This window comes from Corynebacterium sp. HMSC065D07, from assembly GCF_001810695.1.
GTDB classification, from domain to species: Bacteria; Actinomycetota; Actinomycetes; order Mycobacteriales; family Mycobacteriaceae; genus Corynebacterium; species Corynebacterium hesseae.
Window position 1 is genome coordinate 32,257 of sequence record NZ_KV802475.1, and the last position, 24,533, is coordinate 56,789.

The window sequence follows — 24,533 nt, forward strand, 5'->3', positions numbered from 1 at the left end:
CTGCGCCCGGGGTGAGCACAACGTCAGGAGATTAGCCACTGATGGCATCCAAGAAGAAAACAAAAGAAGAACGTATTGAATCGACGTTGGCTGCGGCTGTAGCGGGGATTGACTGCGAGGCACTCGCCCCCAAGACTCGCCTTTATGCCTTGGCCAAGCAGGTGGGCGTGGCTTCCAAGGAATTGGTGGCCCAGTTCGCGGAGATGGGAATCAAGAAGTCCGCACAGTCCACGCTTACGCCGGAAGAGGTGAGCCAGCTTATCGACGCCCTCGTGCCCGCCACCGAGGGCACCGACCAGGCTGCAACCACGGCCGATGCTGAGCAGACCCCCGAAGCACCTGTCGAAGAAACTACTGAAGCCCCGGCTGAGGAAAAGCCGGAGAAAACCGTGAAGAAGAAGCGCGCCAAGCGTGCGGCGAAGCGCGTGAGCAAGGCAGGCAAGAAGGCTGAGTTGAAGGGGCAGGCAGAGGAAGCCGTGCCGACACAGGATGCTGAGCAGGCTGCGGAGCCGGAGCAGCTGAGCGAGGAAGAAGAAAAGCTGCGCGAGCGCGTGCGCAAGAACGTTGATAACGAGATTTCGCAGATCGTCGACAAGGTCGATGCCGAAATGCTGCACGAGGCGCTCGCCGAGGCCGGTGATAGCGACGAGGACGAGGACCTCACCCCGCTGATCACCCCGATGGCTGAGGAAGACCCGGACGTGTACGACTTCGCGCCGGTCTTCATGGCGCCGAAGATCACTCCGCTGGCCAAGCGCCAGAAGCCAGAAAAGCGCGAGGAAGAAACCGAGGAAGATTCGGCGCCGTCGAACCAACCGCGTGGTCGCCGTCGTGGCAGCCGCGGAACCTCCCGCGGCCGCGGGGCGGAAAGCCGCGGGCCAGCCCGCGAGGAAGTCGAGCGCATAGAAGAGCCGAAGGCTATCAAGGGCTCAACCCGCATCGAGGCGCAGCGCCGCCGCCGTGCGGAGCTGCGGGAGAAGGGCCGCGAGCGCCAGCACATCGTCTCCCAAGCGGAGTTTCTCGCGCGCCGCGAGTCTGTAGAGCGCACCATGGTGGTGCGCGATAAGCAGCGCACCGACGGCGCGGGCATCATCACCCAGGTCGGTGTGCTGGAGGATGATCTCCTGGTCGAGCACTTCGTCACTACGGAGACGCACCCCTCCCAAATTGGCAATATCTACTTGGGCCGCGTGCAAAACGTGCTGCCCTCGATGGAGGCAGCCTTCGTCGATATTGGACAGGGCCGAAACGGTGTGCTGTACGCAGGCGACATCGACTGGCGCGCATTGGGTATTGGCGGACGCGGCCGCAAGGTGGAAAACGCCTTGAAGTCCGGTGATCAGGTCCTAGTTCAGGTGGCCAAGGATCCCATCGGCCACAAGGGCGCGCGCCTGACCACCCAGATTTCTTTGGCCGGCCGCTTCCTGGTGTATGTGCCGGGCGGGCGCAGCGCGGGGATTTCCCGCAAGCTGCCGGCGCCGGAGCGCAAGCGCCTTAAGGGGATTCTGGAGCGCGTCATCCCGGGGGATGGCGGCGCCATCATTCGTACCGCAGCGGAGAACGTGTCGGAGGAGGACATCGCGTCCGACGTCAACCGCCTGCACTCCCTGTGGGAGGACATTAGCGCCCGCGCCGCGCACGAGAAGGCAACGAAGGGTGCCAAGCCGGTCACCTTGTACGAAGAGCCGGACCTGCTCATTAAGGTCGTGCGCGACCTTTTCAACGAGGACTTCAGCACCTTGGTTGTGGACGGCAAGCGTTCCTACAACACGGTCAGCGCCTATGTGGACTCCATGGCGCATGACTTGGCGGACCGCGTTGTGCGCTATGACGCCCGCGACCACGATGGCGAGGATGCCTTCAGCGCCTACCGCATTGATGAGCAGCTGCAGAAGGCCCTGAGTCGCAAGGTGTGGCTGCCGTCTGGCGGCACCCTCGTCATTGACCGCACTGAGGCCATGACGGTCATTGACGTCAACACGGGCAAATTCACCGGCTCCGGTGGCAACCTCGAGGAGACGGTGACCCGCAATAACCTCGAGGCGGCCGAGGAGATCGTGCGCCAAATGCGCCTGCGCGATATCGGCGGCATGATCGTCGTGGACTTCATCGATATGGTGCTGCCGGAAAACCAGGACCTTGTGCTGCGCCGCCTCAAGGAAGCGCTGGGACGTGACCGGACGCGCCACCAGGTTTCTGAGGTCACCTCACTGGGCCTGGTGCAGATGACGCGAAAGCGCGTGGGCACAGGCCTCATCGAGACTTTCTCCACCGAGTGCGAGGCCTGCCATGGCCGGGGAATCATCATTCACGAGTACCCGGTTGATGAGGATGCCGAGGAGGAGAATTCGAAGCCGCAGCGCCGTGGCCGCAAGGAGCGCCGCGCACCGCAGCGCGATCCGAAGCAGCACCCGGCTGCCGTGCGCATGCACCGCGACGAGGTGGAAGCCGCCGAGCACGAAACTGCCACAGAAAAGGAAGCTTCGCGCGACGACGAGTCCTCCTTGGAGGAGCTCGTGGCCAACGTGGTCGTCGTCGAAGAGGACGAGCCGGATACCCCGGATAGTGCCTCCATTGGCTATGCCGTAGCGGAAAGCCTGGACGCGAAGCGCTCGAAGCCGAAGTCGAAGGCGAAGCGCTCGCGCAAACCGCGCCGGGCAACGCGTACCTTCCAGGAGCCACAGCGCGAGGAGACGAGTGAGGGCTCGCGCGCGAAGCACGGCAAGCGCGATGAGCACGCCGGTGCGGAAAAGGCATCCACGCAGCGCTCGGAGCAGACCTATGAAGAGGCCGTCGAGGCTTTTGAGAAGTCACCGCGCCGCAAGCGCCGCACGCGCGGAAACTCTCGTTCGGATATTCGCCCGAAGCGTGAAGACTTCGCGCAGGACGAGGCCCCGGCCAAGGACGCTCAGCTAGCCACCTCTAAGAAGGAGGCCAAGGCTGAGCGCAAGGGCGCGGAGTCGGGCGAGAACACGAGCGTGCGCGCTACCCGCGGTCGCGGCCGCCGCCGAGTGGTGCGCAAGATGGCGCAGAGCCAAGCCACCCAGAGGCTGAATGAACGCGGGCAGGGGAGCGAGGCGCAGCGGCGAGAGTCTTCCGCACAGACCACAGCGTCGAAGGCACGAAAGGGCGGGCGCGGGAGGCGTCGAGTAGCACGGCGCAGGTCGCGCTAGAAAAGGCGTTTTGCCTTTTCGCCCCCTCACGGGGTAGTCTTTGACAGTCGCTGTTTAGACCATGAATGCGCTTGATGGGACGCGCTGCGGTTCCCGCACGTCTCTCGCGGATGTGGTTCTAAACGCCAATGTCCAATGTCCATTCGTTAGCGGCACCACCCAGCTGCTAGCGAGCCGAGTTTAGATAAGGGGTAGCCCTCTATGTACGCGATCGTCAAGACCGGCGGAAAGCAGTACAAGGTTGCTGAAGGTGACCTCGTCAAGGTCGAGAAGATCGAGGGTGAGCCGGGTTCCTCCGTTGCTCTCACCCCGGTTCTGCTCGTCGATGGCGCAACCGTCAAGTCGAAGGCTGCAGACCTGGAGAAGGTCTCCGTCTCCGCTGAAATTGTCGAGCAGGGCAAGGGCCCGAAGATCGACATCCTCAAGTACAAGAACAAGACTGGTTACAAGCGTCGCCTTGGTCACCGTCAGCCGGTGACCACGCTGAAGATTACCGGTATCAAGTAAGCCTTAACCGGCTCTAATTCATCCCTGAAGGAGGGGAAACCACATGGCACACAAGAAGGGTGCTTCCAGCTCCAGCAACGGTCGCGATTCCGAGTCCAAGCGCCTCGGCGTTAAGCGCTTCGGTGGTCAGCAGGTTAAGGCCGGCGAGATCATCGTGCGTCAGCGCGGCACCAAGTTCCACCCGGGTGAGAACGTTGGTCGCGGCGGCGACGATACCCTGTTCGCTCTCGCGGCAGGCTCTGTTGAGTTCGGCGTCAAGCGTGGACGTCGTCTGGTCAACATTGTTCCGGCCGAAGAGGTTGCTGCAGAAGCAACTGCTTAAGAGCTTCATGGCGTAATCCCGAGCTTTTCGCTCGGGATTTTGTCGTTTTCACGTGGCCGGCGTGGTGGGGGAGCGTGGAGAAAACTAAAGGGGCGTTGCTTCAGATCCCCGCAGTGCTCAACTAGGACGGTATGCCAGGAACCGTTAGACTAGCGGGCATGGCACGATTCATTGACCGAGTGGTTTTGCACTTGCAGGCAGGCGATGGCGGACACGGCTGCGCCTCCGTCCACCGCGAAAAATTTAAGCCGCTCGGCGGACCTGATGGCGGCAACGGCGGCCACGGCGGAGACATCCTGCTGGAGGTCTCACCCCAGATCCACACCCTCATGGATTTCCACTACCGCCCGCACCTGAAGTCCGGCCGCGGCGGCAACGGCGCCGGTGACTGGCGCAACGGCGCGCGCGGCGAGGATCTCATCCTCGAGGTCCCTGAAGGCACCGTGGTCTATACCGAGGACGGGGAGATGCTCGCGGATCTCACGGTCCCGGGAACCCGCTTCGTGGCGGCCGAAGGCGGCTTCGGCGGGCTTGGTAACGCCGCGCTGGCCTCCGCCGCCCGTAAGGCCCCGGGCTTTGCGCTGCAGGGCGAGCCGGGCCAGGCGCGCGATCTAATCTTGGAGCTGAAGTCCATGGCGGACGTCGGCCTCGTCGGTTTCCCCTCCGCGGGCAAGTCCTCCCTCATCTCCGTCCTTTCGGCAGCCAAGCCGAAGATCGGTGACTATCCCTTCACCACCCTCCAGCCCAACCTAGGCGTGGTGGACATGGGCTACGAATCCTTCACCATGGCGGATGTCCCGGGGCTCATCCCGGGAGCCGCCGAGGGCAAGGGCCTAGGCCTCGACTTCCTACGCCACATCGAGCGCACAGCGGTTCTCGCCCACGTGGTGGATACCGCTTCCATCGAGCCGGGCCGCGATCCGCTTTCCGACATCGAGGCGCTCGAGACCGAGCTGGCCAAGTACCAGGAGCTCCTGGAACAGGACACCGGCCTCGGTGACCTGCGCGATCGCCCGCGCGTCATCATCCTTAATAAAGCGGATGTTCCCGAGGCAGAGGAGCTCGCGGAATTCGTCAAGGGTGACCTCGAGGAGAAGTACGGCTGGCCGGTTTTCATCATTTCCGCGGTGGCGCGCAAGGGCCTAGAGCCCCTCAAGTACAAGCTGATGGAGATGGTGAAAGAACACCGCAAGTCACAGCCCAAGGCGGCGGTGGACAAGAACCACACCATCATTCAGCCCAAGTCCGTGGGCAAGAAAAAGAAGGGCTCCTTCGCGGACTTCACCGTCCGCCCCAACCCCGAGGTGGAGGGCGGATTCATCGTCGAAGGCGACAAGATCGACCGCTGGATTCGCCAGACCGACTTCGAAAACGACGAGGCCGTGGGCTACCTTGCGGACCGCCTGGCCAAGGCCGGTGTCGAGGAAGAGCTGCACCGCCAGGGCGCGGAGGAAGGCTGCCCGGTCACCATCGGGGACATCACCTTCGAGTACGAGCCGATGGCCGGTGGCCGCGCCACCGACGCGGGCCGCGGACAGGACGGCCGCCTCATGGGCACCGACCGCGTCTCCGCCGCTGAGCGCAAGCGCGCCTCCCAGGCGCGCCGCGGCCTCGTGGACGAGTTCGACTTTGGCACGGACGGGGAAGTCACTCGCGAGTCCGCGAACCGCGATCGCTGGCAGGGTTAGCCCGGTATACTGAGCCGGTATGTCATCCGAACACGACAACCAGCTCGACTATCCTCTTCCCCTCGAACCCTTCGAGGGGCCAACCCCGGATATGGACTATCCGGAGACGACCACGCTATCGGAGAAATCCAGCGGTTTCTCCTCGCCGCTGCGCGAGGAGATCTCTAAAGCCAAGCGCATCGTCATCAAGATCGGATCCTCGTCGCTAACGCGCGATGACTTCGTGACCTCCACCGAGAAGATCGACAAGATCGTTGACGCCGTCTGCGCACGCATGAACGTCTCCGACATCATCATCGTCTCCTCCGGTGCCGTGGCCGCCGGAATGGGCCCGTTGGGCCTGACCACCCGCCCCACCGATTTGGCCACCAAGCAGGCGGCAGCCGCGGTGGGCCAGGTGCACTTGGCCTACGAGTGGGGTGTGTCCTTTGCCCGCTATAACCGCACCATTGGCCAGGTGCTGCTGACCGCGTCGGACGTCGGCAAGCGCGATCGCGCCCGCAACGCCCAGCGCACCATTGACCGTCTGCGCCAGATGCGCACGGTGCCCATCGTCAACGAGAACGACACCGTGGCCACCTCCGAGATGCACTTCGGTGATAACGACCGCCTTTCTGCGCTCGTGGCCAATCTGGTCGGCGCGGATGCCCTCTTCCTTTTCTCTGACGTGGACGGCCTCTACGACAAGAACCCGGCCGAGCCGGACGCCAAGTTTGTGGAGGAGGTGCGCACCGGCAAGGATCTCAAGGCGGTCGTGGCTGGTGACGGCGGCAAGGTCGGCACCGGCGGCATGGCCACGAAGGTCTCCGCTGCCCGCCTGGCCACGCGCGGCGGCATCCCGGTGCTGTTGACCTCGGCGGATAATATTGGGCAGGCGCTTGACGACGCCTCCGTAGGCACCGTCTTCCACACCCGTGAGGAACGACGCCTGTCCGCCTGGAAGTTCTGGGCTCTGTACTGCGCGGATACCGGTGGCTCCCTGCGCCTGGACGAGGGCGCCATGGAGGCCGTGGTCCGAGGTGGAAACTCCCTGCTGGCCGTGGGCATTACCGACATTAAGGGCGAGTTCAACGCCGGTGAGATCGTGGACATCATGGGGCCCAAGGGCCAGGTCATCGGGCGCGGCGAGGTGGGCTATGACTCCACCACACTGCACAACCTGCTGGGCAAGCACACCGATGAGCTGCCGGAGGATATGCGCCGCCCGGTTGTCCATGCCGACTACCTGTCCAACTTCGCCTCCCGTATTTAATGCGCTATTTCATGGGCCCCGACGTGTGGGCGGCAACTGTGGCAGATATCGACGCAGCCGGACACGAGCGCGTCGAAAGTTTGGCGGAAGCCGAGGTCTTTGTGAATACCGCCTCGGACCCGGCGCAGACCCCGGAGATTCCGGAGAACATCAAGTGGGTGCAGTACTGCTTCACTGGGGTTAACCGCCACATCGATGCCGGGCTCATCCGGCGCGATGGCCTGCCGTGGTGTAACTCCGCGGGTGCTTTTGCCAAGCCCGTGGCGGAATCTGCACTGGGGCTCATGCTCTCCCAGGCGCACCACCACAAGGCTTTCGCCCTCGCGAAGTCCTGGTCGGTGGCGCGTGAGCTCGATGAATCCCAAGCCTGGCTCTATGAGCAGCAGGGGCCAACGCATGTGGTCATCGTGGGCGCGGGAGGCATCGGCAAGCAGCTCATGGCCTACCTCGCGCCCTTCGGCGTGCACATCACCGCGGTGAACCGCTCGGGCCGCCCGGTAGAGGGAGCGGACGTGACGTTGCCCATCGAGCGCGCCGACGAGGCCTGGGATAAAGCGGATTTCGTCGTGAGCATCCTGCCGGCGACGGCCGCCACGGAAGCCTTCTTCGACGCAGCGGTGTTCCGCGCCATGAAGCCTTCGGCGGTGTTCGTCAACGTCGGCCGCGGCAGCACCGTGGTCACGGACGATCTCGTAGAGGCTCTGCGCACGGGCGAGATTGCCGGCGCGGGCCTGGAGGTCATGGACCCGGAGCCGCTTCCGGATGGCCACCCGCTCTACGATCTACCCAACGCCACGCTGACGCCGCACATGGCGGCCTCAGATCACGTGGCCCAGTACCACCTGGGTGCTATCTTCAATGCCAACGCCGCCGCGTGGGAGCGCGGCGAGGATATGCCCACCCGCGTCGACCCGGACGCCGGCTACTAGCTAAGGAGGATGTACATGAAGTACGCCATCGAACCACACTCCTGGGAGGAAACCATCGAGGTGCTCGACGCCGCGGGCTTTGAGCGCGCCCCGCTAGATGAGGCCTCCTTCCTCATCTACACCGGCGATGGCACTGACTTCCCGGACCCGCTGCCGGAGAACATTGGCTTCGTGCAGATTCCTTCGGCGGGCGTGGACCACGTGCTTGAAGTGATGAAGGGGAGCAGCGTGCCGTGGTCGAACGCCGCCGGTGTCTATGACAACACGGTAGCGGAATCCACCATCGCGCTGCTCTTGGCGCAGCTGCATGCGCACCGTCGCGTTAACGGCACGTTTGATTCCTATGCAGAGATGGAGGCGCACACTTCCTATCTTTATGACGACAAGACGGTGGCCATTATTGGCGCCGGTGGCATTGGCAAGCGTCTGATCAGCATGCTCTCCGGCTTTGGGCCGCGCATCATCGCGGTGAACCGCTCCGGCAATCCTGTTGAGGGCGCGGAGGAGACTTACCCGATTTCTGAAGTGGACAAGGTCTGGCCTCAAGCAGACTACTTCGTCCTTATCGCCCCGCTGACCCCGGAGACCCGCCACATGGTGGACGCGGAGGCTTTTAAACAGATGCCGGATCACGCGGTCGTGGTCAACGTGGGCCGCGGCCCGCTCATTAACACCGAGGACCTCGTCGCGGCACTGGAGGCAGGGGAGATCGCGGGTGCGGCACTCGACGTCACCGACCCTGAACCGTTGCCGGAGGATCACCCGCTGTGGCAGGATAAGCGCGTAGTTATCACCCCACACATTGCCAATACGCAGCGCTCCGTGCGAGAAAAGATTGGCGCGCACACCGTCAAGGTGGCCAAGGCTTTCGCGGCGGGGGACAAGCTGCCTACTCTGGTTGACCCGAAGGCAGGCTATTAATGGAGAACCCCGATATCCGCGTTGGTGATGCGGAGCGCTCTGAGGCCCTGGAGCAGTTGAGCCAACACTTCGTCAACGGTGCGTTGGGCCCGGATGAATTTGAGCAGCGCACCGGTGAGGCTGCCGCGGCGCGCACGCGCGGAGACGTCGCAAAGCTCTTTGCGGACCTGCCGGAGCTTTCCACCCCACGTGCTACAGCACCCGCCACCCGCCACGAGGCGGAGCTAGAGGATATGCTCTCCCGCGGGCGCAAGGTGCAGATAGCGGATTCCGTCATTTGGTCCGTAGCGATGATCGCCCTCTTCCTTGGGCTTTTTGTCTTCGACTGGAGCTATTTCTGGATCTCGCCCGTCATCGCGTTCTTCGCTTCCTGGGCTGCGCGCGGGGTGCTGAAGTTAAGCGAGTCGGATGAAGAGCTCTTCGATGAGCTTTCCGAAGGGGAAAAGAAAAAGCGCGCTGAGCGCCTGCGTGCTGCCGCCGAGCGTCGCCGCGAGCTCGGGGCCTAAGACTGGCGTTGCTTAAAGCCCATAGCTGCACAGAATCCCTGACAAGCAGGCAGACCTTCCGTACGCTGGTATGGCATGAGCAACACCGAACGTGAAGAAGTTCTGTCCAAAGCCCGCGCCGCCAAGGCGGTGGCGCCGCAGTTCGCGCAGCTGCCCACCCCGCGCAAGAATGAAATCCTCAACCGAGCCGCGGAAATCCTCATCGCGCACACCGAGGACATCCTCGCTGCTAACCAGCTCGATATCGAGGCCGGCCGCGCCAACGGCATGTCCGAATCCCTCATCGACCGCTTGTCGCTTGATGCCGCCCGCATCGAGGGCATTGCCGGCGGCCTACGCCAGGTAGCTTCCCTCCAGGACCCGGTAGGGGAGATCCTGCAGGGTCGCACCATGGATAATGGCATCCAGATGAAGCAGGTCCGTGTGCCGCTCGGCGTGATGGGCATGGTCTACGAGGCCCGCCCGAATGTCACCGTCGATGCCTTCGGCTTGGCCCTGAAGTCCGGCAACGTGCCGCTTCTGCGCGGTTCCAAGTCCGCGAAGAACTCCAACGCCAAGCTCGTCGAGCTCCTACAGGACACCCTCGTGGAGTTTGATCTGCCGCGCGAAGGCGTGCAGCTTCTGCCTTGTGAGTCCCACGATTCTGTGCAGGACCTCATCACCGCCCGCGGACTGGTGGACCTGGTTATCCCGCGTGGCGGCGCGCGCCTTATCAACGCCGTGGTGGAAAACGCCACCGTCCCCGCCATCGAGACCGGTACCGGCAACTGCCACTTCTATGTCGATGCCTCCGCTGACCTGGACAAGGCCGTCGACATGGTGATCAACGGCAAGACCCGCCGTCCCTCTGTGTGTAACTCAACGGAGTGCGTGCTGATCGACGCTGCCCTTGACGACGCCTCCAAGCTCCGCATCATCACCTCCCTTCAGGAGGCAGGCGTGACCATCCACGGCGATGTGAAGGAGCTCGAGGCCTTCGGCGTTGAGGACGCCGTGGAGGCCACCGACGAGGAGTGGCGCGAAGAATTCCTCTCCATGGATATCTGCGCCAAGGTGGTCGACGGCGTCAACGGCGCCATCGCGCACATTGCCGAGTACACCACCGGCCACACCGAGGCCATTGCGGCCCAGGATGCTGACGTGCTGCTGACCTTCGCCAACGAGGTGGATGCCGCAGCGGTCATGCTCAACGCCGCCACCGCGTTTACCGATGGCGAGGTCTACGGCATGGGCGCCGAAATCGGCATCTCCACCCAGAAGCTGCATGCGCGCGGCCCGATGGCGCTGCCGGAGCTAACATCCACCAAGTGGGTGCTGCAGGGCACCGGCCAGACCCGCCCCTAGGGACAGCTAGAAAAGCTACTCGAAAGCTACTCGAAAGCTACTCGAAAAGAATTTTTCGAGGCTGACCTGCGCAAAACAATCTACTCGAAAACTTTTCGAGTAGATTGTTTTGCCTTGCGCGGGGTTCGTGCTGCGCGCCGGGGGAGCACTGGGTATTCTAAAGCGCGGTAATAACAAAGAACTGAATGGTGCCTTCTCCCATGCTGTCCCGCATTGCTTCCTCCGTGGCCGCCGCCGTCATGGCCGTGTCCGCCTTCATTGTCCCGCAAACCATCTCTGCACCCGCCGCGCACGCTGACGAACAGTGCCCCGCAGTGGTCGTCGTCGCCGCGCGCGGCTCCGGCCAAAACGGTCAGGTCTACCCCACGCAGTATTCGAACCAGGGCGGCCGCGCCTCCAATGGATGGGAGGGCGAATCCATCCGCGCCATGCTGCAGGGCGCCGAGGCACGCTACCAGGCCACTCACGGCGGAAATTCGCTGATGAAGGACGTCTACGTGCTGGGGCTGGAGCCGCAGTACTATCCGGCGACCTACCCGGAATACTCTGTTCCGAACGAGTCGGTTCCGAACACCGCGGCTGACCTCGTGCGCCTGGCCACGCAGTACGCCAACCCGGTCATCAACACCGCGGTCTCCGCCATCAACCAGTTCATGTACTCCGTGCAGACCGGCAATCGTGGCGTGACCAGCGCGATCAACAGCTATGAAGCCGCCACCGGTTGCCACCCGCAATACATCCTGTCCGGCTACTCCCAGGGCGCCATGATCCTGGCCAACCACGAGGTGGAACTGGCCCACCGCGGTCAGCTCGCAGGCGTCGTGACCTTCGGCAACCCGCTAACCCGCGCCGGGGACCCGGCCGTCGTCGGCGCAACCCAGGGCGCGGGCGGCCCGATGGGTTACTTCCCGCAGATGCGCGCCAACGTCAGCCGCGTGGACTACTGCCTGCCGCTCGACGCCGTGTGCGACCTCTCCGCCCAGACCCTCTACGCCGCCAAGCCCACCGGCGGCTCCCATGGCCAGTACTTCTTCACCAACCACCAGTGGGATAACCAGGTCTACGATTCCATCGGCCGCATGGTAGATGGCGTTCGTTTCCGCTAAACAGGAAAGAATGAAGTCTCTTTCTTTTCGTGTTTCCTGTGTAGCTGCCGCCCTTGGTACGGTGGCGTCCCTTCTCAGCGCGCCGGTGGCCTCGGCGAGCGGTGTCGGCACGTGCCCCGACACCGTGGTGCTTGTCGCACGCGGTTCAGACCAGAACGAGGAGCAGGGCGAATACGTAGGCCCGCAGCGTTACTCCGAGCGTGCGCCGGAATCCACCGGCTTTGAGGGACGCAACTTTGCCGCCCTGTTCCATCAGGTAGAGCAGCGCCACCCCGGCACAATGGATGGCGTTTATGTTCTGGCTTTGGGGCCGGAGGCGTACCCGGCCGCGATGAACCTGCCGCCTTTGGCGCAGGAGGGTGAAGACCTGGGCCCGCTTCAGCTTGTGCAGCGAGCGCTCGGGATTCTCCATGAGCATTCCATCGGGGAAATGGCGTATTCGGTGACGTTTGGAGCTGCCGACAGCCTGCGCACCGGCGCCCGCAATGCGCCGAAGGTGGTGGACAACTATGAGGCCACCACCGGCTGCCACCCGCGTTGGGTAGCCGCTGGCTATTCGCAAGGAGCGCTCGTCGCGACAAGCACGGAGGAGTACCTCGCAGAATCCGGGCGCCTGCATGGTGTGCTCACCTTTGGCAATCCCTTGCACCAGGTGCCGTGGGCTAAGAACCGCACCGGGCTGCCGGCGCAGCGCTACGTCGATTATTGCCTGGAAGGGGATTTCGTCTGCGATTTCTCCCTCGACGCCGCTAACCGCGCCCTGGCCACCAAGGCTGAGCGCCATGCCTCCTATTTCTTGGCGGAGCCTTCCGGGCAGGACATGCAGGTCATCGACTCCGTGGCCGGTATACTCACCAGCCATGACTAGTCCGCAACGCATCGGCATCATGGGCGGCACCTTTGACCCCATCCATAACGGTCACCTCGTCGCCGCCAGCGAGGTAGCCCACCGTTTCCGCCTCGACACGGTGGTCTTCGTCCCCACCGGCCAGCCCTGGCAAAAAGCCGATAAGCAGGTCACCGCCGCCGAGCACCGCTACCTGATGACCATGGTGGCCACGGCGTCGAACCCGCGCTTTACTGTCTCCCGCGTGGACATCGACCGTGAGGGGCCCACCTACACCATCGATACGCTGCGGGATCTGCGCGGAATCTTCCCGGACGCCGAGCTTTACTTCATCACCGGCGCGGATTCGGTGGCCTCCATCATGAGCTGGCGCAACTGGGAGGAGATGCTGGAGATGGCCCACTTCGTCGGCGTGACCCGTCCCGGCTATGACCTGCGCAAGGACATGCTGCCGCAGGATTCCCAGGATGATATCGAGCTGATTGAAATCCCCGCCATGGCCATTTCCTCTACTGATTGCCGCGCCCGCGCGCAGCAGGGCCAGCCGGTGTGGTACCTCGTGCCGGATGGGGTGGTGCAATACATTGCCAAGAACCACCTCTATGGTCCGCACCCGGAAAAGCCCCTGTAACGTCTGCGCCTTTCCGGTAGTCGGGCGGGGGAATTCGACTAGGAAAATGAGCCTTGTCGTGTAAGACTAGAGTTCTTAAGCAGAAAAGTACTTGTGTAGGGATTGTCATGTCGATTACTGATGAAGCACGCCGCATGGCGGAAACCGCCGCCTTGGCTGCGGATGAAAAGCTGGCCACCAACATCGCCGCTATTGACGTTTCCGACGTGCTGGCGATTACCGAGGTCTTCGTCTTGGCCTCCGCCGATACCGAGCGCCAGGTGGGGTCCATCGTCGAGGAAGTTGAAGACGAGCTGACCAAGAAGGGCTTTGAACCCAAGCGCCGCGAAGGCAATCGCGAGAACCGTTGGGTCCTGCTCGATTACGGCCCCATCGTGGTCCACGTCCAGCGCAACGACCAGCGCGAGTTCTATGGCCTGGACCGCCTGTACCACGACTGCCCGCTTCTCGACATCCCCGGTCTGGACACCCCGGAACGCCCCGGCGAGTGGTCTGATGAAGTCAACCCGCGCGATGTTGAATCGATCGATGAGATTCCCCTGGCCCAGCCAGAGCCGGAAGACGACGAATTATGACCCGCCGCCTCCTCCTCATCCGCCACGGCCAGACCACCTATAACGCCACCGGCCGGATGCAGGGGCACTTGGACACCGAGCTATCAGAGGTAGGCTACTCGCAGGCGCGCGCGGCTGCTGACCTGCTCGAAGGCAAAAATATCACCGCGATCGTCTCCTCGGATCTCATCCGTGCGCGCGACACCGCGGAGATCATTGCTCGGCGCTTGGGGCTTGAGGTGTCCGTCGATAAGCGCCTGCGCGAAACCCACCTCGGTGAGTGGCAGGGGATGACCTCCGCTGAAGTAGATGAGCAGTTTCCTGGGGCGCGTGCGCTGTGGCGCCACGACCCCACCTGGGCGCCGCCGCAGGGCGAAAGCCGCGTCGATGTGGCCAACCGTGCCCGCCCCGTGATTGATGAGCTCATGCAGAATCACCCGCAGTGGGATGAGGGGGCGGTCCTCGTCGTCGCGCACGGCGGTGCCATTTCCGCGCTGACCTGCCACCTTCTGGGCCTGGAGCACCACCAGTACGGGATCCTGTCTGGGCTGAAGAATACGCACTGGTCGCAGCTGACCGCACGGCCCGAATTTGATGCTGCACGCCCGCTGTCCCCGCTGGAATTCACCCCGGAGAACGTCGGCCGCGCCCAGTGGTACTTCGACGGCTGGAATATGGGTGGCGCCGTCATCGGGGGCGCGGGGGCGGACGTCTAGTGATCCGCGTTGTTACCGATTCCGCCGCGGGCTTGCCGGCGGATATCGTCGAGGAACTCGGCATCTGCGTCGTGGACCTGCACGTCATGGAAAGCCATGGCAAGGATGGCGCGGAGCTGTCCACGTCCGGTTTGACTGCCTTTGAGCTGGCTGCTTTATACGGGCGGCAGATGGAGCGCTCCGGTGATGATGGTGTGCTGGCCATCCATCTCTCGAAGGAGCTGTCCTCGACGTGGTCGGCGGCGGTGACCGCTTCCGGCGTTTTCCCGAACACCGTGCGTGTTATTGATTCCGGCACTGCCGGCATGGCGATGGGCGCGGCTGCTATGGCGGCGGCCAAGCTTGCGCAAGAGGGCGCTTCGCTCGACGAGTGCTATGCCGCGGCCATCAACACCCTTGAGCGCGGGCATACCTTGGTCTACCTCAGCTCGACGGAGGAGCTTCGCCGCTCCGGGCGCATGTCCGCGGCCACGGCGATGCTGTCCACCGCACTCCTGGCTACTAAACCGATCATGGCCATTCAGGGCGGCAAGCTGGAGATGGTGGGCAAGACCCGCACCCAAACCAAGGCCTTTACCAAGCTCGTGGACCTGGTGGCCTCCCGCGCCGAGGGCAAGCCGGCCTTCATCGCGGTGCAGTACAACGAGGACAAGGTCTCGGCCCGCCGGCTGGAGGACTTGCTGCGTTTGGCCTTGCCGGATTCCTCTTTCATGCTGGTGCCGCTTACCGACGTCCTCGCAGTCCACGTCGGCCCCGGTGCCATCGGCGTCTCCGCGGTCTTTAGCTGACGGCGGAGCCGAGCTAAAGACGTTGTTGACGCCTGCAACAAGTTATCCACAGGCTGCGGCTTAAGCCCTCGACGGGGGTGTGGACGCTGCGTAGCGTCGCGGGCATGAACGCCATTGCTGATCGCCTTCGCGACCTCACCCGCCCGACCGGGGAAGAAGAACTGCTCAACGTCGACTTTCCGCGCGTGCGCGTCCCGCCCTGGTTGGCGCTGGCTGTTGTGGGCGTGGCCGGCGTTGCACTCCTGGCCTGGCTGGGGGCGAGTCGCAGCGCGGAGAACCCCTATGAGGTTGCCGCGCCGAGCAGCGAGGTGGCGGCGGATATCGTGGTTGCGGTCGTGGGTGAGGTAGAGCATCCCGGGCTCGTGACCTTGGCACCGGGCGCGCGCATTAACGACGCCCTCGAGGTGGCGCGCCCGCGCGTGCCCACCGATAACCTCAACCTGGCGCAGAAGCTTAACGACGGCGAGCAGATCACCGTCGGCGCTCCACCCGCTGCCCCAGGCGCTGCGGCCGAAGACACTATCTCCCTCAACTCCGCCAGCGAGGAGGAGCTGACGGAGCTTCCGGGTATTGGCCCGGCCACGGCGGCGGCGATCATCGCGCACCGCGAAGAGGTCGGGAGCTTTAGCTCCGTGGAGCAGCTCATGGACGTCTCCGGCATTGGGCCGGCGAAGTTCGCCAAGCTGAAGGACAAGGTCCGGCCGTGAGGGAGCTGCGGCTCGTGCCCGCCGCGGTGGTGGCGTGGCTGGCCACGCTCGCCGTGCTTTTCGGCCATCCGTGGTTGTTGGGCGGGCTGGTGTGTTTCGCGCTAGCGCGCGGTCAGTGGCGCGGGCAGGGCATCCTATGTGCGGCGAGCGGAGTCATCTTCGCCACCCTGGCTTATGTGCGCTCGGTGCGCGCCGCGGCGTTCCACTTCGGCACGGAGGTGACGGGAAAGCTCGCCGCCGACCCGGTTCAGACGGCATCCGGGTGGATGGTGCGCCTGCGCGTGCCGGGCTACCCGGCGCAGCTGCCGGTCTTCCTCAAGGAGGAACCGGAGGCCTTCGGTGGCTCGCTGGTGACGGTGCACGGTCACCCCGGCCCCTCGGATCAGGTAGGGGTGGGCACAACCGTCTTTAGTGGTGAGCTCACCGCGCACGCCCACAGCTGGACGGCGACGGTCGCGGAAAACTTCCGTGCCGTGTGTGACAACGGCCTCATCCCCGGCATGGTCTTGGGCGATACCAGCCTGCAAAGCCCCGAGGATAAGCAGCTCTACATCGACACGGGTCTATCGCATTTGAGTGCTGTGTCCGGCTCCAACGTCGCCATCGTGTGCACCGCGGCCGCGTTGGTGGTGCCGGGGCAGAGGGTGAGGGTGGGGGCGTCGGCAAGCGCGTTGGCGTTGTTCGTGGCACTGGTGGGGTGGGAGCCCTCCGTCCAGCGCGCCACCGTCGCTGGGCTGGCGGGGCTGGCGGCGGTGCTCAGCTCCTCGAAGATGGAGCCGCTCCATGCCCTGGCTCTTGGCGTGCTCTTTCTGCTCGCGGCGGACAGCGACCTAGCGGTCAGCTTCGGCTTCGCGCTCTCCGTCGCGGCTACCGCCGGCATCGTAGTACTCAGCCCGCTGCTATTGCGGGTGCTGGGCACGGGCATCGTGGCCCGGGCCTTTGCGGTCGCCATCGCCGCGGACATCGTGACCATGCCGCTCATCGCGCTGATGTCCGGGCGGGTCTCGGTGGTGTCTGTCATCGCGAATGTGCTGGTGGCCCCGGTCGTGCCCGTCATCACCGTCGTGGGGCTCATCGCCGCCGTTCTGGCGCAGGTGGGGTGGGGCAGGCCGCTGGTGATACTTATTGAGCCGCTGGCGGATTGGATCCACTTCGTCGCCGCCTCCATGCCGGTGACCACCGTGGCGGCGGGGCCCGTCGCGATGCTCCTGCTTGGCGGGTGGGTCATTGCGGCGTTGCTAAGATGACAGGCATGTCTTCTGCCCCCGTGCACCTCATCCTCGGCGATGATGAATTCCTGGCCGAGCGCGCCCGCCTGTCCATCCAACAAGGCGAGGTAACCAAGCTCAAGGCCTCCGAGGTCAGCGAGGGCGAGATCCTGGAAGCCACCAGCCCCTCCCTGTTTGGGGAGGACCGCGTCATCGTCATCAGCGACGTGGAGAGGGCCGGTAAGGAGGTCACGAAGATCCTCCTCGACGCCTGCGCTAATCCCATGCCCGGTATCACGCTCATTTTGATGTACTCGGTGACGGCGAAGACGCTGAAGAAAAAGAAGAAGCCGCCGGAGCTCATCGCGGCGCTGCGCAAGACGGCCGAGGTGCATGAGGTCTTTTCGCTTTACCCGAACGAGCTCGCGCAGTGGGCCACCCGTGAGTTCGCCTCGCACGGGGTGCGGCCTACACCGGATGTGGTGCAGGCGCTTCTCGACGGTGTCGGCTCCGACCTCCGCGAGCTCGCCTCCGCCATCTCGCAGCTCGTCTTCGATACCGGGGGCAAGGTAACCCGCGAGGCGGTGCACGCGTACTACGTGGGCGTGGCCGAGGTGGCCAACTGGGATATCGCGGATGCCGCCGTGGCCGGCCGCGTGGAGGCGGCGGTGTCCACGTGCCGTCGGGCGCTGCAGTTGGGGGCGAGCCCCGTGGCCATTGCATCTGCCCTGGCGAACAAGGTGGGCAACATCGCGCGCCTCTACACCGCGCGCGGGGATCAGTATTCCCTGGCCTCCCAGACCGGCATGGCGCCCTATGCCATCAAGCTCACCCACCCGGTGGCGCGGCGCTGGTCGGGAGAGAATATCACCAAGGCCGTGATCCTCATGTCGGAGCTGGATGCCGCGGTCAAGGGTCAGGGCGGGGACGAGGACTTCGCCATCGAGGCGGCCGTTAAGCGGGTGGCGGAGCTGGCGCGCTAGACTAACCCTCCATGGATGACATCCAGAACTTTGCCACCAAGCTTTTCGATTTTGCCCGCAACGGCGATGCCACGCTGCTCGAGTACATCAAGCAGGGCGTCAACGTGGACATGGTGAACCAGGACGGGCAGTCCTTCATCATGCTCGCCGCCTACCACGGCCATGCGGAGCTGGTGCGCCAGCTCGCCGCGGCGGGCGCCGACGTTAATCTCCTCAACGATCGCGGCCAGTCGCCGTTGGCCGGGGCTATTTTCAAGAAGGAAGACGCGGTGATCGACGCCCTTCTCGACGCCGGCGCCGACCCCACTGCCGGCCAGCCAAATGCCCTCGACTCGGCTCGCATGTTCGGACGTGAGGACCTTCTCGAGCGCCTGTCATGAGCTGGTCCGCGTTTGCGGCCATCCTCCTCATGAACCTCGTCGGCGCGGCGGCACCCGGCCCCGACATTGTGCTGGTGACACGCTATGCCACGCGCTCGCGCCGCCACGCCATCGCGGCGTCGACGGGCATTCAGGTCGGCGTGCTGTTCTGGTGCACGCTGACTGTGTTTGGCGCGGCCGCTTTGCTGACCGCCTTCCCGGGAGTTCTCTCCCTGATTCAGGTGATTGGCGGTTGCTTCCTCGTCTTCATGGGCGTGCTGTCCATTCGCTCCGGGCTAGAGCTGCGCAAGCAGCCGCCGGTGGATGAGGAGGAGGCCGCCGCCCGCTTGGGTTCGGTGGGCAAGGTCTTCCGCACGGGGTTGGCCACCAACCTGTCCAACCCAAAGATCGTGCTTTTCCTCGCCGCCATGATCGCCCCGCTGCTGCCGCCGCACCCGCCGGTGTGGCTTTCGGTGGCCTTGGTGTTGAGCCTGTCCCTGTCGAGCTACCTGCTCTTCGTTGTCCTCTCGGCGGTCATCTCGACCCGCGCGATCCGCCGCCGCCTGTTGGCCGCCGGCCCGTGGATCGACATCGGTTCCGGTGCCTTCTTCGTGGTGGCCGGCTGTGCGTTGGTGTGGGCCGGTATCCAGGCCGCCTAGGACTGATCGAGTAGTTCTTTGAGCCACTGGGACCACGCCGCGACCGTGGCGGAGCGGCGGCGTAGGGTCGTCTCACTCAGGCCAAGGTTGGCCGCGCGCATGAACCCGGCCGCCTCGGCCTTGCTCAGCGCGCAGTGCTTATCGACGACAAACCGCACCATCTCCCGGAACACCGGCCGCGAGGCCAGCGCCTCAACGAGGGCGAGGTTGCGCTCGTCGCGCGTGCCGCTGAGCTTGGTCAAACCTAAGTAGCGGGCGGCGTTGGTGTAGTAATCAGCCTGGCGCGGGGTAAAGCCGAAGGCCTCGGGCATCTCCGCCTTCGGCACGGGGTTCTCCAGCAAGCTGATGACGCGGGCAAAGGAATCCGCCTGGGGGAAGGGAACGCGCGTGCCCTCGACCTTCGTGTGCTCCAGAACCTCGCGCACCGCCGCATCAGTCACACCGGACTCGCCCAAAACGTAGCGCGCCGCGCTCACCAGCTCGATGCTGCGGAAGTCCTCCGGCTGCCTAAACGCGTAGCGGTAGAAGTGAAAGATGCCATTGGAATAGACCAGATACACCGGCACCACTTCTTTATCCAGTGCCAGCGAGAAGCGGCGGAAAGGGAAGTAGAGCTGGCGGATGTTGAAATCGGGGGAGACGTGGTTCTTCGCTTCCACGAGTACGAGGTGCTCGGCGGATTCGAAGCCGGCGTCGATCTCCATCTGGGCGCGGTCCACCTCGATATCGCGTCCGCCGACCCGCATGGGCAGCGTGAGCGTCGACATGCGCCCGCTGACGGTCGGTACCAACTCACCGCCCAAGAAATCATCGAGCATGCCGCTTAAGTGTGCTGCGGTCAACGCTGCGGCCTCCGAGGTCAAGTTCTCGAAGTCAATGGACTGGATGTGCCCCGGAACCGGCATCGACTTCAGCGGCCCGGCCTCCTCCGGGAAAGGCTGGTACAGGTCAAAGCGGCCAATCAGGTAGGCATCGCGGCGAATCGGCAGCATGGACAACCCGTGCTGGCGAAGCACCTCGGGGCGCGCGGCGGAAAAATCGTGCTTGGCCATCAACCGCGGCTCGCGCCCGGAAAGCTCCTTGAGCTTCGCGGCGGGCAACACCACATAGCCCTGGTCCGCGATGTCGGCGGCGAGGTGGGGGTAGACGAGGTCCCAGGCGGCGTCGTTAAGCATAATTGCGCACGAGCACCTCATCGACCTTGCCGCGCTTCGACGCCACGGAATTCACCGCGCGCGTAGCGCCGACAATCTCGACGCGATAGTCCGCGTACAGCTCCTTGATGAAGTCCGTCGCCGAATTCGACAGCAGGAACTTTACCCCGCGGGCATTAAGGGCATCGCAGGTTTCCTTCAGCCGAATCTGGTCCGCGCGCCCAAAACCACCCGACTGGTAGCCGGTGAAATTGCTGGTGGGGTTGACCGGATCATAGGGCGGATCGAAGTAAACGAAATCCCCCTCATTGGCCTCCACCGCGGCATAGTCGCCGTTAAAAAACGTCACGTCGTGGGAGGACAGGTACTCCGATACAGCGCGCAGATTGGGCTCATCACAGATCTTCGGGTTGGCATAGCGGCCAAACGGGGCGTTGAACTGACCCGAGTTATTCACCCGATAAAGCCCGTTATAACAGGTCTTATTGAGATAAATCGTGCGTGCAGCCCGCTCCACGGGACTCAAATGCGCAAAACCCGGCTCGCGGTCGCGGGCGCGCATTTCGTAGAAGAAATCCGAATCATTCGGATAGCCCTTTAAAAGGGCAATGAGCTCGTCCACGTCATCGCGGACCACCTCGTAGACGGTGATGAGCTCGGTGTTCAGGTCATTGACCCGGGCGCGTTCGGGCGCCAAAGAAAAAAGAACCGCCCCGCCGCCCAAGAAAGGCTCGACATAAGCGTCGAAGCTCTCGGGCAGCATGGAGTGGATAACGGGTAGCAGTTGGCGCTTTCCCCCCACCCACTTCAGGAGCGGTTTCATTTAGGCCATCTTGTTGAAGGCGGTGGCCATACCGGACTTCTTGTTAGCCGCGGTGTTGCGGTGGAAGACGCCCTTAGACACGGACTTGTCCAGTGCGCGGGAAGCAACGCGCAGCTGCTTCTCAGCGGCAGCCTTGTCGCCAGCGGCGACGGCCTCGCGGAACTTGCGGATCTCGGTACGCACGGCGGAGCGTACGGACTTGTTGCGCTGACGAGACTTCTCGTTGGTCAGGATGCGCTTCTGCTTGGACTTGATGTTTGCCATCGTTTACCTCTTATCGTCGTAGGAATGCTTTACCGAGGAAGGCGGACCCAAGGTCCTGACCGCCAGCGAGCCCCGGCATCCCAAGAAATTTATCAGGGCGCAGGCTAAATCCCCAAATCACGCCCAGTGATAGCGGGAGCGCAGGCGGTTGGCAATGCGCTCGAAGCGCCGCTCCGGGAAGAGCGTGCCCTGCCGGCGGCACTGTTCCTCCGAAATCTCCAGCACTCGATCCATCCGCACCCAGCATTGCCGGCCGGTTTCATCCCACTCGCCGGTGCCGATATCGAGCCACTCTTCTTTGTTCGCGTGGCCCGGGTTGGAGGAAATAAGCAGACCTAACACCGTGGTGCGCGTGCGGGAAACAATCAGCACTGCGCGCTCGCGCGGCGGGGATTGCTTGCCATCGGAGGGCGCCCACACCCACACGACTTCCCCGGAGTCAGCCTGCCCGTCCATGTCCGGGGTGAAGAAGACGCTGCGCGGGTGGGCGGAAGCGGCCTCGACGCGGATATCGGCGGCCTTGCGGGGTTCCGTCACGGAATCGTTTTGGTTCAACCCCAAGCGTTCGGTGATGCGCTCGAGGCCGGCGTCGACAGGCTCGGGGCCTCCGATGCCGAGAATGCGGGCCAACCTAGACATGTCGTCTATTCTAAACGCATGTCTACAAACTTCGCGGCTACTACGTTTACGGATCCGTCCAAGATCCGAAACTTCTGCATTATCGCCCACATCGACCACGGCAAGTCGACGCTGGCTGATCGCATCCTGCAGTTGTCGCAGGTGGTAGAGGAGCGCGACATGCGCGACCAATACCTCGACAACATGGATATCGAGCGCGAGCGCGGCATCACCATTAAGGCGCAGAACGTGCGCCTGCCCTGGATTCCCCAGTCCGGTCCCCTGAAGGGGGAGGAGATCGTCATGCAGATGATCGATACGCCCGGCCACGTGGACTTCACTTACGAGGTCTCCCGCGCGCTGGAGGCGTGTGAGGGCGCCATCCTGCTTGTCGACGCCGCCCAAGGCATCGAGGCCCAAACCCTGGCCAACCTTTACCTGGCCATGGAGAATGACCTGGAGATCATCCCGGTCCTTAACAAGATTGACTTGCCCGCGGCCGACCCGGAGAAGTACTCCCTGGAGATCGCCCATATCATCGGCTGCGAGCCGGAAGAGGTGCTGCGCGTCTCCGGTAAGACCGGCGAGGGCGTGGCGGAGTTGCTGGACAAGGTTGCGGAGCTTGTCCCGGCGCCCACCTCCGAGTTCGGGCCCGATGCCCCGGCCCGCGCCTTGGTCTTCGACTCGGTCTACGACACCTACCGCGGCGTGGTGACCTATATCCGCATGATGGACGGCAAGCTCACTCCGCGCCAGAAGGTCACCATGATGTCCACGGGTGCCAACCACGAGCTGCTGGAGGTGGGCATTGTTTCACCGACCATGCAGAAGTGCGAGGGCCTGGGCCCGGGCGAGGTGGGCTACCTCATTACCGGCGTGAAGAATGTGCGTGAGACCAAGGTGGGTGACACGATTACGTGGGCGTCGAATGGCGCGAGCGAGCCGCTCAAGGGCTACGCCGACCCGAACCCCATGGTGTATTCCGGTTTGTTCCCGATTTCCCAGGCGGACTTCCCGGACTTGCGCGATGCGCTGGAGAAGCTGCAGCTTAACGACGCCTCCCTCACCTTCGAGCCCGAGACCTCCGTGGCCCTGGGCTTCGGCTTCCGCTGCGGATTCTTGGGCCTGCTGCACATGGAAATCACGCGTGACCGTTTGGAGCGCGAGTTTGGATTGGACCTGATTTCCACCGCCCCGTCGGTGACCTACCGCGTGGTGGCCGAGGACGGCGAGGAATCGTATGTGCACAATCCCTCCGACTGGCCGGCGGGCAAGCTGCGTGAGGTCCACGAGCCGATTGTGAAGATGACCATCATCGTGCCGGAGGAGTTTGTGGGCCCGACGATGGAGCTGTGTCAGTCCAAGCGCGGCCAGATGGGCGGCATGGACTACCTGTCTGAGGACCGCGTGGAGCTGCGCTACACCATGCCGCTGGGTGAAATCATCTTCGACTTCTTCGACATGCTGAAGTCCCGCACCAAGGGCTACGCTTCCCTCAACTACGAGGAGGCCGGCGAACAGCTGGCGGACCTGGTGAAGGTGGACATCCTGCTCAACGGTGATCCGGTGGATGCCTTCTCCGCTATCGTGCACCGTGATTCCGCGCAGTGGTACGGCAACAAGATGACGAAGAAGCTCAAGGAGATCATCCCGCGCCAGCAGTTCGAGGTGCCGGTCCAGGCGGCCATCGGCTCAAAGATCATCGCGCGTGAAAACATCCGCGCGATGCGCAAGGACGTGCTGGCCAAGTGCTATGGCGGCGATATCTCCCGTAAGCGCAAGCTGCTGGAGAAGCAGAAGGCCGGTAAGAAGCGCATGAAGTCCATCGGCTCCGTGTCCGTGCCGCAGGAGGCCTTCGTGGCGGCGCTGTCCACGGACGCCGACTAACGCATCGAGCACCTCCGGTACCGGTCGGGCCACCATCACTGTCTGGAGCTATTGGTGCTGATCAGGGCGAACTTGCGCTGTTGGAGGCTGAAAGCGCCCGGTTTGATATGGCGCTTTCAGCCTGCCTACTGGGCGTTAAAGGAGTAGCCGCCGGTGAGCTGATTGTGGATTGTCACCGAGTAGTCCTGGCCGTTGGCGGTGGCGCCGTTCACAAGCATGGCGAGCTCTTGTGAGTTGTAATAGCGGCTTAGACCCACGTAAAGAATAAGCAGGAGGATGCTGCCCGCGACTGCGATTGAGGTGGCAATCTTCCACACGCTTACTTGGTTAGTCACGAGTAGTCCTTTCATGCGTGAAAACTTCGGTCACTGTAGCTACTAGTACGATAACAAGTCTTTTATGTGCACGGTATTGAATTAGAACCAGTGCACCCACTATTCCGGGGAAGTTCAGGCAGGGATCACCGGTTTTCGTCTCAACCTGTCCTAGGCCGACGAGTGCGCTGACTTAAGGATCACCGATGTGCCCGCGTGCCTTGATGTGGTCCGCGGGTGGCAGTGTTGTCACTGGTGGTTAGCTGTTTCCTT

At 63.6% G+C, this 24,533-nt stretch carries 26 protein-coding genes; 21 read left to right on the plus strand and 5 right to left on the minus strand.

Translation table 11 applies throughout. The features are described from left to right. Positions 1–41: 41 nt before the first annotated feature. The 20 genes from HMPREF2760_RS11420 (at position 42) to HMPREF2760_RS11515 (ending at position 19,200) form a co-directional block, all read left to right on the plus strand. Complete coding sequence (locus tag HMPREF2760_RS11420) at positions 42–3,173, plus strand: translation initiation factor IF-2 N-terminal domain-containing protein (RefSeq protein WP_070597444.1); 3,132 nt, start codon at positions 42–44, stop codon at positions 3,171–3,173. 201 nt (positions 3,174–3,374) lie between these two features. Continuing rightward, positions 3,375–3,680 carry a 50S ribosomal protein L21 gene (gene rplU / locus HMPREF2760_RS11425; RefSeq protein ID WP_010190885.1) on the plus strand — a complete coding sequence of 102 codons (306 nt, stop codon included), beginning with the start codon at positions 3,375–3,377 and terminating at the stop codon, positions 3,678–3,680. A gap of 43 nt (positions 3,681–3,723) precedes the next feature. After that, on the plus strand, positions 3,724–4,002 hold the full coding sequence (gene rpmA, locus HMPREF2760_RS11430; protein ID WP_070597445.1) for a 50S ribosomal protein L27: 279 nt from the start codon (positions 3,724–3,726) through the stop codon (positions 4,000–4,002). Between the two features lie 158 nt (positions 4,003–4,160). Next, positions 4,161–5,690, plus strand: a complete 1,530-nt coding sequence (gene obgE / locus HMPREF2760_RS11435; protein WP_070597446.1) for a GTPase ObgE — start codon at positions 4,161–4,163, stop codon at positions 5,688–5,690. 91 nt (positions 5,691–5,781) lie between these two features. Further along, positions 5,782–6,942, plus strand: a complete 1,161-nt coding sequence (gene proB / locus HMPREF2760_RS11440) for a glutamate 5-kinase (protein WP_227486272.1) — start codon at positions 5,782–5,784, stop codon at positions 6,940–6,942. Then, positions 6,942–7,871, plus strand: coding sequence for a D-isomer specific 2-hydroxyacid dehydrogenase family protein (locus HMPREF2760_RS11445; RefSeq protein ID WP_070597448.1), 930 nt, complete (start codon positions 6,942–6,944; stop codon positions 7,869–7,871). Before proB ends, HMPREF2760_RS11445 begins: the two co-directional genes overlap by 1 nt. Positions 7,872–7,886: 15 nt before the next feature. Beyond that, the gene (locus HMPREF2760_RS11450) at positions 7,887–8,792 is read left to right on the plus strand and encodes a D-isomer specific 2-hydroxyacid dehydrogenase family protein (RefSeq protein WP_070597449.1); all 906 of its coding nucleotides are present in this window, start codon (positions 7,887–7,889) and stop codon (positions 8,790–8,792) included. Further along, positions 8,792–9,298, plus strand: a complete 507-nt coding sequence (locus HMPREF2760_RS11455) for a DUF1707 SHOCT-like domain-containing protein (protein WP_070597450.1) — start codon at positions 8,792–8,794, stop codon at positions 9,296–9,298. The genes HMPREF2760_RS11450 and HMPREF2760_RS11455 overlap by 1 nt, the downstream gene beginning before the upstream one ends. Before the next feature lie 75 nt (positions 9,299–9,373). Further along, positions 9,374–10,642 (plus strand): glutamate-5-semialdehyde dehydrogenase, encoded by a 1,269-nt coding sequence (locus HMPREF2760_RS11460; RefSeq protein WP_070597451.1) that lies wholly within the window; start codon positions 9,374–9,376, stop codon positions 10,640–10,642. Positions 10,643–10,827: 185 nt separating this feature from the next. Then, the gene (locus tag HMPREF2760_RS11465; RefSeq protein ID WP_070519502.1) at positions 10,828–11,748 is read left to right on the plus strand and encodes a cutinase family protein; all 921 of its coding nucleotides are present in this window, start codon (positions 10,828–10,830) and stop codon (positions 11,746–11,748) included. A 10-nt stretch (positions 11,749–11,758) separates the two neighbouring features. Beyond that, entirely contained in the window at positions 11,759–12,616 is an 858-nt protein-coding gene (locus tag HMPREF2760_RS11470; RefSeq protein WP_070597452.1) for a cutinase family protein, read from the plus strand. Next, positions 12,609–13,226, plus strand: a complete 618-nt coding sequence (gene nadD / locus HMPREF2760_RS11475; protein WP_070530460.1) for a nicotinate-nucleotide adenylyltransferase — start codon at positions 12,609–12,611, stop codon at positions 13,224–13,226. The genes HMPREF2760_RS11470 and nadD overlap by 8 nt, the downstream gene beginning before the upstream one ends. Positions 13,227–13,333: 107 nt before the next feature. Beyond that, positions 13,334–13,801 (plus strand): ribosome silencing factor, encoded by a 468-nt coding sequence (rsfS, locus tag HMPREF2760_RS11480; protein ID WP_070597453.1) that lies wholly within the window; start codon positions 13,334–13,336, stop codon positions 13,799–13,801. Beyond that, positions 13,798–14,496 (plus strand): histidine phosphatase family protein, encoded by a 699-nt coding sequence (locus tag HMPREF2760_RS11485; protein WP_070597454.1) that lies wholly within the window; start codon positions 13,798–13,800, stop codon positions 14,494–14,496. Before rsfS ends, HMPREF2760_RS11485 begins: the two co-directional genes overlap by 4 nt. Further along, a complete protein-coding gene (locus tag HMPREF2760_RS11490; protein ID WP_070597455.1) occupies positions 14,496–15,284 on the plus strand; it encodes a DegV family protein in 789 nt (262 codons plus the stop codon). Before HMPREF2760_RS11485 ends, HMPREF2760_RS11490 begins: the two co-directional genes overlap by 1 nt. 104 nt (positions 15,285–15,388) lie before the next feature. Beyond that, the gene (locus HMPREF2760_RS11495; protein ID WP_070597456.1) at positions 15,389–15,991 is read left to right on the plus strand and encodes a ComEA family DNA-binding protein; all 603 of its coding nucleotides are present in this window, start codon (positions 15,389–15,391) and stop codon (positions 15,989–15,991) included. Beyond that, a complete protein-coding gene (locus tag HMPREF2760_RS11500; protein WP_070597457.1) occupies positions 15,988–17,238 on the plus strand; it encodes a ComEC/Rec2 family competence protein in 1,251 nt (416 codons plus the stop codon). The genes HMPREF2760_RS11495 and HMPREF2760_RS11500 overlap by 4 nt, the downstream gene beginning before the upstream one ends. Beyond that, entirely contained in the window at positions 17,235–18,182 is a 948-nt protein-coding gene (gene holA, locus HMPREF2760_RS11505) for a DNA polymerase III subunit delta (RefSeq protein WP_070597458.1), read from the plus strand. Before HMPREF2760_RS11500 ends, holA begins: the two co-directional genes overlap by 4 nt. An 11-nt stretch (positions 18,183–18,193) precedes the next feature. Then, positions 18,194–18,562 (plus strand): ankyrin repeat domain-containing protein, encoded by a 369-nt coding sequence (locus HMPREF2760_RS11510; protein WP_070530472.1) that lies wholly within the window; start codon positions 18,194–18,196, stop codon positions 18,560–18,562. Further along, positions 18,559–19,200: a LysE family translocator gene (locus tag HMPREF2760_RS11515; protein WP_070519522.1), complete on the plus strand. Its 642-nt coding sequence runs from the start codon at positions 18,559–18,561 to the stop codon at positions 19,198–19,200. The genes HMPREF2760_RS11510 and HMPREF2760_RS11515 overlap by 4 nt, the downstream gene beginning before the upstream one ends. Here HMPREF2760_RS11515 and HMPREF2760_RS11520 read toward each other — a convergent pair. The 4 genes from HMPREF2760_RS11520 to HMPREF2760_RS11535 form a co-directional block, all read right to left on the minus strand. Then, positions 19,197–20,375, minus strand: coding sequence for a type II restriction enzyme (locus HMPREF2760_RS11520; RefSeq protein WP_246823691.1), 1,179 nt, complete (start codon positions 20,373–20,375; stop codon positions 19,197–19,199). The two genes, HMPREF2760_RS11515 and HMPREF2760_RS11520, sit on opposite strands and share 4 nt — an antisense overlap. Next, the gene (locus HMPREF2760_RS11525) at positions 20,368–21,177 is read right to left on the minus strand and encodes a DNA adenine methylase (RefSeq protein WP_070564686.1); all 810 of its coding nucleotides are present in this window, start codon (positions 21,175–21,177) and stop codon (positions 20,368–20,370) included. Before HMPREF2760_RS11525 ends, HMPREF2760_RS11520 begins: the two co-directional genes overlap by 8 nt. Further along, complete coding sequence (gene rpsT, locus HMPREF2760_RS11530; protein WP_010190855.1) at positions 21,178–21,441, minus strand: 30S ribosomal protein S20; 264 nt, start codon at positions 21,439–21,441, stop codon at positions 21,178–21,180. It lies immediately after the preceding gene. A 117-nt stretch (positions 21,442–21,558) separates the two neighbouring features. Next, positions 21,559–22,080: a type II toxin-antitoxin system PemK/MazF family toxin gene (locus tag HMPREF2760_RS11535; RefSeq protein ID WP_070519531.1), complete on the minus strand. Its 522-nt coding sequence runs from the start codon at positions 22,078–22,080 to the stop codon at positions 21,559–21,561. An 18-nt stretch (positions 22,081–22,098) separates the two neighbouring features. Between HMPREF2760_RS11535 and lepA the strand changes: the two genes are divergently transcribed. After that, the gene (gene lepA / locus HMPREF2760_RS11540; RefSeq protein WP_070565201.1) at positions 22,099–23,946 is read left to right on the plus strand and encodes a translation elongation factor 4; all 1,848 of its coding nucleotides are present in this window, start codon (positions 22,099–22,101) and stop codon (positions 23,944–23,946) included. Positions 23,947–24,071: 125 nt separating this feature from the next. Here the strand turns inward: lepA and HMPREF2760_RS11545 are convergent, their stop codons facing one another. Next, the gene (locus HMPREF2760_RS11545) at positions 24,072–24,281 is read right to left on the minus strand and encodes a hypothetical protein (protein WP_070597460.1); all 210 of its coding nucleotides are present in this window, start codon (positions 24,279–24,281) and stop codon (positions 24,072–24,074) included. Positions 24,282–24,533 lie beyond the last annotated feature (252 nt).

What these genes read in the sequence shown, in the direction of transcription:
- HMPREF2760_RS11465 (WP_070519502.1), top strand. Translation starts at nt 10,828, where the DNA reads ATGGTGCCTTCTCCCATGCTGTCCCGCATTGCTTCCTCCGTGGCCGCC.
- HMPREF2760_RS11455 (WP_070597450.1), top strand. Translation starts at nt 8,792, where the DNA reads ATGGAGAACCCCGATATCCGCGTTGGTGATGCGGAGCGCTCTGAGGCC.
- HMPREF2760_RS11450 (WP_070597449.1), top strand. Translation starts at nt 7,887, where the DNA reads ATGAAGTACGCCATCGAACCACACTCCTGGGAGGAAACCATCGAGGTG.
- obgE (WP_070597446.1), top strand. Translation starts at nt 4,161, where the DNA reads ATGGCACGATTCATTGACCGAGTGGTTTTGCACTTGCAGGCAGGCGAT.
- HMPREF2760_RS11445 (WP_070597448.1), top strand. Translation starts at nt 6,942, where the DNA reads ATGCGCTATTTCATGGGCCCCGACGTGTGGGCGGCAACTGTGGCAGAT.
- lepA (WP_070565201.1), top strand. Translation starts at nt 22,099, where the DNA reads ATGTCTACAAACTTCGCGGCTACTACGTTTACGGATCCGTCCAAGATC.
- HMPREF2760_RS11510 (WP_070530472.1), top strand. Translation starts at nt 18,194, where the DNA reads ATGGATGACATCCAGAACTTTGCCACCAAGCTTTTCGATTTTGCCCGC.
- HMPREF2760_RS11520 (WP_246823691.1), bottom strand. Translation starts at nt 20,375, where the DNA reads ATGCTTAACGACGCCGCCTGGGACCTCGTCTACCCCCACCTCGCCGCC.
- HMPREF2760_RS11535 (WP_070519531.1), bottom strand. Translation starts at nt 22,080, where the DNA reads ATGTCTAGGTTGGCCCGCATTCTCGGCATCGGAGGCCCCGAGCCTGTC.
- proB (WP_227486272.1), top strand. Translation starts at nt 5,782, where the DNA reads ATGGACTATCCGGAGACGACCACGCTATCGGAGAAATCCAGCGGTTTC.
- HMPREF2760_RS11525 (WP_070564686.1), bottom strand. Translation starts at nt 21,177, where the DNA reads ATGAAACCGCTCCTGAAGTGGGTGGGGGGAAAGCGCCAACTGCTACCC.
- HMPREF2760_RS11495 (WP_070597456.1), top strand. Translation starts at nt 15,389, where the DNA reads ATGAACGCCATTGCTGATCGCCTTCGCGACCTCACCCGCCCGACCGGG.
- HMPREF2760_RS11470 (WP_070597452.1), top strand. Translation starts at nt 11,759, where the DNA reads ATGAAGTCTCTTTCTTTTCGTGTTTCCTGTGTAGCTGCCGCCCTTGGT.
- rpsT (WP_010190855.1), bottom strand. Translation starts at nt 21,441, where the DNA reads ATGGCAAACATCAAGTCCAAGCAGAAGCGCATCCTGACCAACGAGAAG.
- rpmA (WP_070597445.1), top strand. Translation starts at nt 3,724, where the DNA reads ATGGCACACAAGAAGGGTGCTTCCAGCTCCAGCAACGGTCGCGATTCC.
- HMPREF2760_RS11420 (WP_070597444.1), top strand. Translation starts at nt 42, where the DNA reads ATGGCATCCAAGAAGAAAACAAAAGAAGAACGTATTGAATCGACGTTG.
- rsfS (WP_070597453.1), top strand. Translation starts at nt 13,334, where the DNA reads ATGTCGATTACTGATGAAGCACGCCGCATGGCGGAAACCGCCGCCTTG.
- holA (WP_070597458.1), top strand. Translation starts at nt 17,235, where the DNA reads ATGACAGGCATGTCTTCTGCCCCCGTGCACCTCATCCTCGGCGATGAT.
- HMPREF2760_RS11460 (WP_070597451.1), top strand. Translation starts at nt 9,374, where the DNA reads ATGAGCAACACCGAACGTGAAGAAGTTCTGTCCAAAGCCCGCGCCGCC.
- HMPREF2760_RS11515 (WP_070519522.1), top strand. Translation starts at nt 18,559, where the DNA reads ATGAGCTGGTCCGCGTTTGCGGCCATCCTCCTCATGAACCTCGTCGGC.
- rplU (WP_010190885.1), top strand. Translation starts at nt 3,375, where the DNA reads ATGTACGCGATCGTCAAGACCGGCGGAAAGCAGTACAAGGTTGCTGAA.
- nadD (WP_070530460.1), top strand. Translation starts at nt 12,609, where the DNA reads ATGACTAGTCCGCAACGCATCGGCATCATGGGCGGCACCTTTGACCCC.
- HMPREF2760_RS11485 (WP_070597454.1), top strand. Translation starts at nt 13,798, where the DNA reads ATGACCCGCCGCCTCCTCCTCATCCGCCACGGCCAGACCACCTATAAC.